Raw genomic sequence first — 12,566 nt, 5'->3', positions numbered from 1 at the left:
CATGCCCCGTGGCTATGTTGCCCTGGTTTTACATGCTCACTTACCCTATGTCCGCGATCCAGAAGACGACTTTTCCCTGGCCGAAAAGTGGTTTCACGAGGCCGTTACCGAAACCTACATCCCCCTGATCCATGTCTGCCAGCGCCTCAACTGGGACAAGATACCCTACAAAATTACCATTTCCTTAAGCCCGCCTTTAACAGCGATGATGGCTGACGCTTTGGTCCAGGAGCATTATCGCCGTTACCTGGAACGCCGGCGGGAACTGGCCGCCCGGGAGGTCTGGCGTACCAGGAACGACCCGCGCTTCCACATCCTGGCCCGCATGTACCAGGATCTCTTTGAAAAAGTATACTGCACCTATCTGGCGTACGGCGGCAATCTTACTAATGCCTTCCGGGAACTCCAGGACAGCGGTAAAGTAGAAATCATCACCTGCGCCGCCACCCACGGCTACCTGCCCTTAATCGGCCTCCAGCGAGAAGTAGTCCGGGCCCAGGTGGAAGTGGCCGTCAACAACCACCGCCGCCTCTTTGGCCGCCCGCCGGCAGGCCTTTGGCTGCCCGAATGTGCCTACAATCCGGGTGACGATGTCATTTTAAAGGATTACGGCATCAAATATTTTTTTGTCGACGCCCACGGTCTCCTTTACGCCACGCCGCGGCCGCGCTACAGTATTTTTGCTCCTGTCTATACCCCGGCAGGAGTTGCTGCTTTCGGCCGCGACCTTGAGTCTTCGGAGCAGGTGTGGAGTGCCCAGGAAGGCTACCCCGGCGATTTCGATTACCGGGAATTTTACCGGGATATCGGCTATGACCTGGATTACGATTATATCAAGCCGTACATCCATCCCTCCGGCCTGCGGGTAGATACGGGCCTGAAGTACTACCGCATTACCGGCAAATCCAATTATAAAGAGCCTTATGTACCAGAATGGGCGAGTTTCAAAGCCCACATCCACGCCGGCAATTTCCTTTTTAACAGGGAACACCAGATTAACTACCTGGCCGGATACATGGACCGCCCGCCCCTCATTGTCTGCCCCTATGATGCTGAGCTCTTCGGACACTGGTGGTTTGAGGGGCCCCAATTTTTGGAATCCCTCTTCCGCCAGGTGGCGGGTCTAGCCCATCAGCCCTTTACTTTTATCACCCCGAGCGAGTACCTGGAGCGCTTCCCCGTCAACCAACCGGCCACGCCCTGCATGTCCAGCTGGGGGAACAACGGTTATAACGAAGTCTGGCTGGAGGGTTCCAACGACTGGATTTACCGCCATCTCCACCACGCTGCCGAGGAAATGATCCACCTGGCCAACCGGTACCAGAACGCAGCGGGCCTGCTGCTACGCGCCTTAAACCAGGCTGCCAGGGAACTCCTGGTAGCCCAGAGCAGCGACTGGGCCTTCATCATGAAAACCGGGACTATGGTTGACTACGCCGTCAGCCGGACGAAAAAACACCTGCTCAACTTCTGGGACCTTGCCCGCTCTATCAATAAAAATGACCTGGACCCGGAAAAGGTGCAGGCTATGGAGGAGGATAATAATATCTTCCCGGATATCAACTACCGGGTTTTCGCCAGCAGTTAAACAGGCCGTACCCATGGGCCTGTAAATTGGCGCCCTATATAGGATGGGCCGAGCTTTTATCGAGCATCTTCGTGCCGTGGCTTTGCCTCCATCTTCCGCCGGATCCCACCTCGCGCCTCACCCCCCTGGGAGCAATGTCCCCAGTCGGAGAGGTCGGCCTTGAAAACGGAGGCCGGAGGCAAGAGGTCTGAAGTCGAGAGGGCAGGAACAGGCTGAAACCGGTTCCTGAAAGAAGCCGGCTGTCGTGTTTTCTTCCGGCTGCTGTGCCGCCCGGCGGCATGGGTGTTTTATTCTGTATGTTGAGGAACTTTCCGGGGCAGGAGCCGGGAGCAGCCGCCTCTATACCGGGAAGCTGGTTTTACTTTCTTCTGCCAGGACCATCCCCGGATAATTATCAATAGTCAAAGGTACCCAGGCCCGGATAGCCATCTGCAGGCGCCTTTCTACCTCCAGCCAGTTGACCAGTTGCCACCAGGCCTTGACATAATCGGCGCGCCGGTTCTGGTAGTCCAGGTAATAAGCGTGTTCCCACACATCCAGCACCAGGATGGGGATGCCGCCCCACTGGGTCAAATCCTGGTGCTTCTCCGCCGTCAGGATTTCCAGGCGGCCCCAGGCCGGTTGCCAGACCAAAATCGCCCACCCGGAACCTTCCACATCAACAGCTGCTTTTATAAACTGTTCCTGAAAGGCCGTCATGCTGCCAAAATAACTGTTTATTTTTTCCCGCAGCAAACTCCCCGGGCCGCCTCCCCCCCACCGACTCATCACCGTCCAATAGATACTGTGCAGGATATGGCCCGAACCGTGAAAAGCCAGCTCCCGTTCCCAGTGCTTCACCAGGGCAAAATCGCCTTTCTGGCGTGCTTCAACCAGCTTTAACTCCGCTTTATTGAGGCCCTCGACATAAGTCAGGTGGTGACGATCGTGATGGATGCGCAACTGTCTTTCGCTGATGACAGGTTCTAAGGCATTATATGGGTAAGGTAGGGGCGGTAAGCGGTGGCCGCCCGGAGGAACCGCCGGCCATGACGGCCAGAAATTTTGCGTTTCGGCCATGCCCATTCCTCCTGGACATTATTTCCTTATATTCTATGCATTCCCTATCCCGGACGGCATCAAATACAGTAATGCTACTTCTGCAAAAACTGCTACTCGGCCAGGCGGAAATGGGGGCTGGCCCGGCGGGCCGTCTCTAAAGCCTCTTTAAACTCTTCTCTGGTAATCCGCCGGCTCAAAGGACCGTAGCGGTAAGCCTCGCCGGCCGGGTAATACTGGTTCATGACGTTGATGTAGGCATAGGGTGAGATTTCCCGGGCGATAAACTCCATAACCTCCTTCGTTCCGGCCAGGCCCTCCGGCAGGACTAGATGGCGAATAATTAACCCTCGCCTTGCTATTCCCTCTGCATCCACCTGCAGGTCGCCCACCTGGCGCTGCATTTCTTTAATGGCTATCTTTGCCACCCGGGGATAATCCGGTACATGCGAAAGGCGTCTGCCAATCTCAGGATCGGTATACTTGAAGTCCGGCATGTAGATGTCTATGAGGCCGGCGATCTCCTCCAGGGTCGCCTTTTCTTCATAACCACCACAGTTATAAACCAGGGGTAGCTTTAGGCCCCTTTCGGCGGCAATGGCCAGGGCGGCGATAATCTGGGGAACATAGTGGGATGGCGTCACCAGGTTGATATTGTGGCAACCCCGGTCCTGTAAAGATAACATAATGCGGGCCAGCTTTTCCAGGGAAACCTTTTCGCTATGGTGCCCGCGACTTATATCATAGTTCTGGCAAAAAACGCAGCCCAGGTTGCAGTGGCTGAAGAAAATGGTCCCGGAGCCACCTCGCCCTACCAGGGGTGGCTCCTCGCCAAAGTGGGGACCGTAGCCGCCGATTTCCACCTCCCAGCCCGCCCGGCAAAAGCCCAATTCCCCTTTTTGCCGGTTGATATGGCAATGGTGGGGACAAACAGTGCAATCTTTAAGGCGTTCCATGAAACCGGCAGCCAGGTCCTTTAGCCTGCCGCTCCTGGAGCTATCCAGATAACCCGGATAGGCAGCCATAATGGTCCCCCTTTAAGCCGTTATTTCTTTGCTTAGGGTAACCCGGGGCTTATTTTTTTAGCCCTGGTAAGAGGAGCTCCCAGTGGTAAGTTCCCGTCATAATATGGTAAAATAATTACGGGTCAAATGTTAATGGTTTCAAAAAGGAGTTAAAGCCCTATGGCTTACAGGGATCTGAACATAGCCCGTCTCGGACAAAAGGTGCTGATATTAAAGAAGCTTTGGCTATATTACGTGAGTATGCAGCCCGCGACGATGAGGACTTTTTAAACAATTTGGAAGCTGTCAGGTCAGCCAAGTATGCATTTATTATTCTTATCGAAGCGGCCACCAACATAGCCAATCATCTCTGTGCCAGGTTATTAAATCTAGCTCCAACCAGTTATGCCGAAAGTTTCTTATTGTTGGGGGAAAATAAGCTGATTGATGATGCTCTGGCTAAACGTTTGGGGAAAATGATGGGTTTTCGCAACCTTTTAGTATACGGCTATGGGAAAATTGATAATAAAAAAATGCTCAAAACTATGCGCGAAGATTTGAGCGACCTCGATGCCTTCCTGGCGAGTTTACAAAACATTTTTCAAAGGGAGAATGCGGTTTTAATGCGCTCCATATTTCGAGGTTTAGGATTGGGGCGGCCAGCAGGTGATTATTTCTACCGGCTCTCCATGTAAATTCTCTATGCGATAGGGAACCCGGGCGGGAATAAAAAAGTAATCGCCTGGCTGAATAACAGTCGTTGATGAGTCAGGCATTGCTTTCTCAGCCACCAGCCGCCCTTTCCCCCTGATGACTATCATAAAATGGAAGGTTTTATGGCCTTCTACCTCCCAATAAGAATCCACCTGGAGATAACGTAGCGCAAAACAAGGGGTATCGGTATAACTGATTAGCAATTGCTCCCGGCCTTGACCCGGCTGTTCTTTCCTAAGGCATGGTTTTAATTTGTATTTTCGCAGCGTTTCACCGGCAGTTAGAGGTTCAAAGCGGTAACACTCCAGGGATTGTTCTAACGTCAAGCCCTGGTAGGCAATTTCGTCGATCATTACAATGTCGCCAACATTTTTCTCGGCGCGAATAGTAATGTCCGTAGGCTCCTGGATTTCCAGGATTAAATTACCCGGGCCAATGGCATGGGGTATTCCCGCTTCGATAAGATAAACATCGCCTGCCTGTACCGGCAGGCGGTGCAGGCATTGTTCCAGGGCCGGTGAATTATTTTCCCGTACTGCTGTGGAAAATTGTTCCCAGGAGACACCTTCGCGAAAGCCAAAGAGGATATAGGGGGGAGTACTATTAATCTCCCTGGTCGCCAGGACCAGCCACGCCTCCGTTTTACCAAAGGGTGAATTAAAAAACTTTTGCGCCAAGCTCTTATCAGGATGGACTTGTATGGGGAGTCGCATGGCCGCATCCAGCAGTTTAATTAAGATACCCGGATTGGGACCATATTTACGGTAATGTTCTTCACCCAATAGGGCCGCCGGCGCCTGCTCCACAAGGCTCTTTAAGGTGTACCTTTCTCCACCTGGCATGGTAACATAGCTTAATCCCTCCGTACCGGCCCGGTCATGGCCAGGGTTACGAGCCAGGACAGTGGAACCAATCCAATCTTCAGGAAAATGCCCGTCGGCTGGCTGCGGTTTACCTAAAAATCTTTCTAGCAGCCAGCCGCCGGTGTACATCCGCCAGACCCGGTTTTCTGCTAACCTTAAAGGCTGCTTCTTAAGCATCACTTGCCCTTACCTCTCTAGAATAAGGGGTCGACTGACCTCTTGCCGTTCAAGCTCTAACTTTGCTACCGGCCACCATCCCGGCACTGAGGTTAAAAATTCCAGGCCACCTCCAACCTTTACCAGCACCGTATCTTCACATTTGGTGCCCTGGACGGTAGGATTCCAGGCCAGCATCTGGTTGAGCTGGATAGTTTCTCCGGCACCTTCCCCGGCCCGGTATTCCCGGGGCGCGTAGCCAATGGCTCCCCCCTGGTGATGGCGCTGCCACTCATCCGGGAAACCGGTTGCACCATAAGCCTCCCGGCCCTGGTTAAAGATGAGCTGGCTGTCGATACCAACTTTACTAGCCTGCAAGAAGGCTGCTTCTACCTTTAAAGCCACCTCATATAACCGGCGCAAGTGATCTGGTAGCCGGCCAAAATAGACCGACCTGGTCAAAGCCAGGTGCAAACCGCCCTTTTCGCCCACCAGGCCGATGACGGCATATTTATCCAGCCTTTTGTCCGTTGGAACCGGATGGCGGTGCTTAAAGGCGCGTTCATCAGTGCCTACCAGCAATACAGCCGGCCGTACGCCATACTTGATGAGACGGTAAGATAGCTCGGCCTGGATCTCCCATTCCGTCATCCCCGGGCTTATATTAACACAGGTGGCGGCCAGTTCCCGGGAACAAACGTCTCCTATTTCCCTGGCCCGGGCAATCTCCTCTTCCGTCAGGCTGTAGCGGAGGCGGTTGAGGTCGGCACCCAGCACCGGCCAGCCGCCCATGGGTATATCGCTGCCGATCCTGCGGCTACCGACGAGGTCAGCAATGGCCTTTTCCCTGCTTTCATACCATTCATAGGTCCAGGACTCAAAACCCAGGTCGGGCACCTGCTCCTCCATAAACCGCTCGATTTCATTTTTAGGGGCTACTATATACTTCCTGTCGCCCAGGATCACCAGGGCGGCGGCTCCCGTTTCCGAACCTGTCACGACGCGGTTATTACCCCCAGCTGTAAACCAGGCGAAATTGATGGCCCGGGAAAGGCAAAGGCCATCCAGGCCCATCCTGGCAGATAATTCCCTGATACGCTGTTCCTTTTTAGCTACTTCATTTTGCCTGTTTGTCATTTTTCCTACTCTCCCGTAAAGCTTAACATCCATTTCGAAATCCATAGTCGCAGTATTACAGCATTTTCCATCAGATATAAAGAGGGCCACTCAGTTAGTTGCTATTCAAGCTGTGTATGGTTTATATCTACCCAACAGCCCTTTTCACCGGAAACCAGGGCAGCTTCAATCACTTCCTGGCAGCGTAAACCGTCGGCAAAGGTTGCCCCCCAGGGAGCCACATCGACCCCGGTAGCGATACAGCGCAGGAAATGTTCAATCATATGGATATGGTAGTGTTCCCAGCCCAGGCCGTGACCCCGGGGCCACCAGTAACTGGCATAATCATGGGCCTCGGGCTCGGTGACATGGATGGTACGCATACCCTGGAGGTATAAGGGATCGCTCTTGGTATAAAACTGCAGTTCATTCCCCCGGGAAAGATCAAACGCCAATCCCCCCTCGCTGCCGTGGACTTCAATGCGCCACGCGGTTTTATAACCGGTAGCCACCTTGCTGGCTTCCAAGGTGGCCATGGTACCATTGGCCAGTTTTAGCCACAGCATTGAGGCATCTTCAACATCTACCGGGCAATTTTCCCCGTTGGGTCCGGGCCTTTGGGAAATAAAAGTATGGTTCCAGGCCATGACCGCGTTAATTTCTGTCTGCAAGAGAAAGCGCATGATATCTATGGCGTGGGAATTTAAATCTCCCAGCACGCCGGAACCGGCCCGCTCTTTGTTCAGGCGCCAGAAAAAAGAGGCCGCCGGATCGGACAGGCGGTCCAGCAGGTAAGCAGAACGGAAGTGATATATCCTCCCCAACCGCCCTTCGGCAATAATCCGCCGCGCCAGGCGGAGAGCCGGAACGAAGCGGTAGTTAAAGGCCACCAGGTGTTTAGCACCTTTCCTCTCCGCTTCCCTGGCTGCCCGGTACATTCTCCGGGCTTCGGCCATGTTCAAGGCCATGGGCTTTTCGACGATGACATGCTTACCGGCTTTAAGGGCGGCAATGCAGGGTTCACAGTGAATATCATTGGTACCGGTATTATCGAAGATATGTATCCTATCGTCGGCAATCATTTCCCGCCAGTCGGTGGTCCATTTTTGATACCGGTAGCGGGCGGCGGCTTCCCGGACATTGGCCTCATTGCGGCCGCAGATTGTCACCAGCTCCGGTTCCGCTGGAAAGGGGTAAAAAATATAGGTAACCTTTTTAAAAGCGTTGGTATGTGCTTTACCCATAAAACCGTATCCCAACATACCTATACCAAGTTTAACAGACATCCTAGCACTTCCTCCCCTCAGTATTTTGGACCTGACCTGCCTGGCGGCGCAACCCCGCCAGAAACCCGAAAATAACTATTAGCCAGGAAAAGATATTATAAGGTGTAGTTTGAAAGGCCCCAATCCCCAGGGTACCAAGAACGATAAAATTTAAATTCGTCCAGGGTACCAGGGCGGCTACAGCAAAGGAGCCTTCCACCAGGTCACGGGAAAGGTGCTCCGGCCGGTAACCCGCCTCCATGTACCGTTCTTTGAGCCACAGGGAAGGCACCAGTACCGCCGGGATAATGGCGCAGGTTAGGATCGACATTAAAACGCCCAGCAAAGTACCGGTAGCGCATATCCTGCCTTTTAACAACTTCACGTTAGCCAGTTTGCCCAGTAACAACTCCAGCACCCTGATGTGCTGCAATACGGTGGCCCAGGCCGAGGCCAGGAGAATTAGCTCGATAATATTACCGAAACCGATTATACCGCCTTTATTGAGCATGGCGGCCAACTGGTTACCAGCAGGAACGGTATACCCGTTACTCATAAACCTGATTACGCCCGCAAAATCTATCCCCTGGAAGATCATGGATATTACTGCCGATAGCAATAAATTTATTCCCAGGGCCGGTACCAGCGGCACCCGCAAAATGATCAAGAGAAACAGCAATACCACCGGCGTAAACAATAAGGGGCTGATGACAAAAAGTTTTTCCAGCTCGGCCAATAACCCTGTCGTTGCTAAATCGTTCAGCTTTCCTGTCTGGAAAAAACCGTATACGCCGTAAAAAAATATGCTGATAACCAGGGCCGTTACCACCCGGCGGGCAAACAGTTTTACCAGTTCAGGCAAACTACCGCCATTGGCACTGATAGCCATTGCCGAAAGGTCGCTTAAAGGCGAAACAATGTGTCCGGCTATACCCCCAGCCGTAACTGCCCCGGCCGTGATGGAAACTGGTATCCCCAAACCATAGCCAATAGCCAGCAAAGCCATTCCTATAGTCCCGAAGGCACCAGCATCGGATCCGGTGACCAGAGCCATCAAAAAGGTTAATAGGCAGGCTTCCGCCAGGAAAAACTGCGGCGACAGCCATTGGAGGCCATAGTAAATAAAGGTGGGGATAATACCCGCCGCGATCCAGATGCCAATGGTGGCACCAATTAATATAACGATCAATAAGGCAAAGCAACACTGGCCCATGCCCTGTAAGGCAGCCTTCTCGATTTCCGGCCACCCGTAGCCACAGCGCCAACCAACAACACCTGCTAAAAATATGCCCAGCAAAAAGGGAATTTGTAACGGCAAGCCCATGAGGCTTGCCGTTACTAACGCTAATATCGCCGGTATAGTGGCTCCCAGTGCTGCCGGAAGACTCACTTTTCTTTTTGTTGCTCCTGCCATGAACTTTTCAGCCCTTAAATCTCAACTATCTCTAATTCCAAAAGCCGGGCAAACTCCCGCAGTTCTTTCGTAAAATCACCATAGGTTAAAACATAATGGTGTTCAAATCCTTTTGTCAGGATCGTATTTAGTGACGGTTCTACAGGTTTTTCTAAACGCACCGGCAGGGTATTACCACTAAATAATAGCGGCGCCTGCAGACCGGTTCCTTTGCCTACCAATAACCTTAACTTGCCATTCTTGTCGGGGCTCAGCCGGCTGATGGTTACCTGCCCTTCCCGTAAGGGGAAATAAAGGGATAGCGGGATCTTGCGGTTGGGATGTACCCCCGCCGTTGCCCTGGCATTGGCGGCCATCAATGACCGGGGCGCGGCACCGCAGTGCCAGAAGGTTAACTCGTTCTTTTCTTCTTCCCCGATTACCAGGTCGGCCAGGAAAGTGGCTTGACCCGACCAGTATTGCCCAATTAGCATGGTCACAGCGCCGTTAATGTCGGCTTCACAGGCGGCAACGATGCCGTCATCATTCAGTTGCCCCAGGGTAAAACATACCGCTCCCCCGTAAGAAACCATAAAATCGGGCCAGCATTCTACCGCCACGGCATCAAGGGATCTGTCAGCTACTATTTTCTTTAAAGCCAGGTAAGCACGTAATGATTTCTGCGCCGCCCCGGCGTCGACTTGCTCGTAGCCTACCAGGCCGGCAGTCAAGGCGGGCTCATCAATTAGATTTATTTCATTAGCAAGGGCAAAAACTTCCGCCAGGGAAATATACTCTACAGCCACTCCTAAAGTACTATACAAATCCACTTCGTTGAAATTAGAGGTATAATACCCAGCCGGGCGGTGGCCCACCAGGCCGATACGCTTGCCTTTGAGCCAATTAATGGCCCCTGCAGCCCTGATGAAAGCCAGAACCTCTTGCTCTACCTTCGGTGATCCCGGGTTACCATACACGCCCTTAAATTTCTTCCCGGCAGCAGTTAATGCATGGGCGCCTAAATTCAGCCCGCAAAAAGAGTTCAGGCGCAAGCGTTCCCCTGTAGGCTCTTCTTTTACGGCCCAGATTAGCAAAGGCAAATCCATGTTTCCGGCCAGGTTAAGGATTAAGGAAGCATCGGTAAAGGTTCCCTGGACGGCAATGACGGCCGACAGCTCCATTTCCTTTAGTTTCCGAGCTGCAGCCACTGCTTCTTCTGGAACGGTCACCGGTTCTTCAATGACTTCAGAGGCAACCCCTGCTTCTTGTAAAGTTTCTTTAACCTTAGAGAAAAATTCATTGGCCAGCGGCATGTCAAAAAACGGCCGGCCCAGCATTACTAAACCTGCTTTTGCAGCCGAACTAACCAAGCCACAACACCCTTTCACCTTTTACTCTTTAACTCTTTAATTTAATAAACTCCATATTCCTGTAATGCTTCCCACATAGCTATGATGTTTTCCGGCGGAACATCCGGTTGAATATTGTGTACCGTATTGAAGATAAAACCGCCACCCGGCGCAAAATCTTCAATGCGCCGGCGAACTTCATCTTTTATTTCTTCCGGTTTCCCATGGGGTAAAATTGTTTGCGTTTCAATACCTCCACCCCAAAAGCAAACCTCCTTACCAAATTCCCGTTTTAGCTTAGCCGTATCATCCATCCCTGCTGCACTTAATTGAATAGGATTTAAAATATCGATCCCTACTTCAATAAAATCAGGAATCAATTCTTTTATTGCCCCGCAGGAATGAAAGAATATCTTAACCGGCGCCAGGCTTTTTATAAAATCATATAAATCCTTTTGCCTGGGTTTAACATATTTTCGATACAAGTCCGGCGATATAAGGAGGGAGTATTGTGTACCCAGGTCTTCACCTTGTTGGACAATATCAATATAGCCGCCGCATCTTGTTAACATATTGTACCAGTACTGCTTTTTGTTCTCAATAATCTTGTCCATAACACTACATACCATGCTGGGATTAAGAATGAAACCCATTAAAAACTTTTCCATACCGAGTAAACGGGCGGCAGTTTCCGTAAACCCAGGGCAAATGTCCTGGGCTACAATCGCACATCCTGTTCGCTCGGCTATAACCTTTAGTTCTGCAGCTAGTCCTTGATACCGTTCCGGTTCATTAAAATCGGGCCAGGGAAATTCTTCAACATCTTGCACCGTCTCCACATGTTTTAAGGGGCTAGACATGGCATCGTAATAAAAACCATTTACTTTAGGCATTTGCCATAAAACTTGCCACTCATCATTAAAGCTAAAATAATCTTCGTCCTCGGTTATTAAGGTAGGCGGTAGGCGTCGCGTTATTGGACGCGCGTCTATTCTTAAACGATCAACTACGTCTTCTTCTACCAACGCCAGTTGTTGAATTGGATCATATAGCTTACCGGAACCCTCTTTTAAACCTAAATATTGCCGTAAACGCTGGTAGGCAAGGATATGAATACCCGTCACCCCTGATGAACCTAAATCAAAGGGGACCCGGTCGGGTTCTTTATGATTAACAGCTATTAAAACCCTTTCTCGACCTGTCATTTTATACTTTATATCCTCCATTTTGACCTTACCCTTTAACGGCACCACCGGTAAGGCCTTCAACCAGGTAACGTTGCAGTAAGACAAAGAGAATAAGGACTGGTAGGGTGGTGATAAAAGAGGCTGCCATCATGCCACTCCAGTCATGTTTAAATTGCCCGGTAAAGGCCAAAACCATCCCTGCAGGTAAAGTTTTCATCATAATATCATTGGTAAGGGTCAAAGGAAACAGCAGGTTATTCCACGCATCTAAAAAGGCAAAGATACCAGTAGCTACTATTCCGGGAATCGTCAGGGGAAGAACAACTGTCCACATAGCTTTTAACCTGCTACAACCGTCTACCATGGCTGCCTGTTCAATTTCTACTGGCACTGAATCGATAAAACCTTTAATCATCCAGATACCAAAGGGAAGAGCAAAGGACGTAAAGGCGATAACCATGCCGGTGTACGTATTAAGCAGGTGCGCCTTAACATATAAGAGGTATAAAGGAGCTAGCATAACCACCAGGGGAAACATTTGCGTTACCAAAACACTCACCAAAATCTGGTCCCGAAAACGAAATTTTAGCCTTGACAAAGCATAACCTGCTAAAGTGGCAAGGACAATGGTAATCAAAACAGTTAATAGAGCTGTTATCAGGCTGTTGAAGAAAAACCTTCCTATAGGCGATATGCCGGTAGTTAAGGCAGTATAGTTCTCCAGAGTCGGTTTTAAAGGCCAGAAATCGGGTGGCACTTTAAAGACATCCATGTTGGTTTTTAAAGATGTTACCAGCATCCAGTAAATCGGGAAAAGCGACCAGCCTAAGATAACTATTACTGTTCCCCATACACTTAATGTCCAGCCTAAAGAAAAGCGACGCCGAAACATG

General features: G+C 51.0%; 11 protein-coding genes. 2 read left to right on the top strand and 9 right to left on the bottom strand.

Annotated features, from left to right (window positions below):
* The first annotated feature begins 1 nt into the window (after window position 1).
* Window positions 2-1,588, top strand: coding sequence for a glycoside hydrolase family 57 protein (locus NWF31_RS05505; protein ID WP_258359514.1), 1,587 nt, complete (start codon window positions 2-4; stop codon window positions 1,586-1,588).
* A 339-nt stretch (window positions 1,589-1,927) separates the two neighbouring features.
* Here NWF31_RS05505 and NWF31_RS05500 read toward each other — a convergent pair whose 3' ends face one another.
* A complete protein-coding gene (locus NWF31_RS05500; RefSeq protein ID WP_258359513.1) occupies window positions 1,928-2,647 on the bottom strand; it encodes a superoxide dismutase in 720 nt (239 codons plus the stop codon).
* A gap of 92 nt (window positions 2,648-2,739) precedes the next feature.
* Window positions 2,740-3,651, bottom strand: a complete 912-nt coding sequence (locus NWF31_RS05495) for a radical SAM protein (protein WP_258359512.1) — start codon at window positions 3,649-3,651, stop codon at window positions 2,740-2,742.
* A gap of 209 nt (window positions 3,652-3,860) precedes the next feature.
* On the opposite strand from NWF31_RS05495, the gene hepT reads away from it, so the two are divergent.
* Window positions 3,861-4,325: a type VII toxin-antitoxin system HepT family RNase toxin gene (gene hepT / locus NWF31_RS05490; protein ID WP_422880252.1), complete on the top strand. Its 465-nt coding sequence runs from the start codon at window positions 3,861-3,863 to the stop codon at window positions 4,323-4,325.
* On the opposite strand, the gene NWF31_RS05485 is transcribed toward hepT, so the two are convergent.
* The 7 genes from NWF31_RS05485 to NWF31_RS05455 all read right to left on the bottom strand — a co-directional run bounded on the left by NWF31_RS05485 (window position 4,275) and on the right by NWF31_RS05455 (window position 12,565).
* Window positions 4,275-5,384 (bottom strand): type I phosphomannose isomerase catalytic subunit, encoded by a 1,110-nt coding sequence (locus tag NWF31_RS05485; protein WP_258359671.1) that lies wholly within the window; start codon window positions 5,382-5,384, stop codon window positions 4,275-4,277. The two genes, hepT and NWF31_RS05485, sit on opposite strands and share 51 nt — an antisense overlap.
* A 9-nt stretch (window positions 5,385-5,393) precedes the next feature.
* Entirely contained in the window at window positions 5,394-6,500 is a 1,107-nt protein-coding gene (locus NWF31_RS05480) for a M24 family metallopeptidase (protein WP_258359510.1), read from the bottom strand.
* Window positions 6,501-6,601: 101 nt separating this feature from the next.
* Complete coding sequence (locus tag NWF31_RS05475; RefSeq protein WP_258359509.1) at window positions 6,602-7,765, bottom strand: Gfo/Idh/MocA family protein; 1,164 nt, start codon at window positions 7,763-7,765, stop codon at window positions 6,602-6,604.
* A 1-nt stretch (window position 7,766) separates the two neighbouring features.
* Complete coding sequence (locus NWF31_RS05470) at window positions 7,767-9,134, bottom strand: Na+/H+ antiporter NhaC family protein (protein WP_258359508.1); 1,368 nt, start codon at window positions 9,132-9,134, stop codon at window positions 7,767-7,769.
* A gap of 38 nt (window positions 9,135-9,172) precedes the next feature.
* Entirely contained in the window at window positions 9,173-10,474 is a 1,302-nt protein-coding gene (locus tag NWF31_RS05465) for an L-fucose/L-arabinose isomerase family protein (protein WP_258359507.1), read from the bottom strand.
* Between the two features lie 74 nt (window positions 10,475-10,548).
* On the bottom strand, window positions 10,549-11,739 hold the full coding sequence (locus NWF31_RS05460; protein WP_258359506.1) for a uroporphyrinogen decarboxylase family protein: 1,191 nt from the start codon (window positions 11,737-11,739) through the stop codon (window positions 10,549-10,551).
* Window positions 11,720-12,565: a carbohydrate ABC transporter permease gene (locus NWF31_RS05455; protein WP_106006590.1), complete on the bottom strand. Its 846-nt coding sequence runs from the start codon at window positions 12,563-12,565 to the stop codon at window positions 11,720-11,722. The genes NWF31_RS05460 and NWF31_RS05455 overlap by 20 nt, the downstream gene beginning before the upstream one ends.
* Window position 12,566: the final 1 nt, after the last annotated feature.

Origin of the sequence: Neomoorella sulfitireducens, assembly GCF_024733845.1 — a bacterium.
Taxonomy (GTDB): domain Bacteria; phylum Bacillota; class DSM-521; order Neomoorellales; family Neomoorellaceae; genus Neomoorella; species Neomoorella sulfitireducens.
Note: the sequence above shows the minus strand (reverse complement) of the source record. Positions and strands in the feature narration are given on the sequence as shown.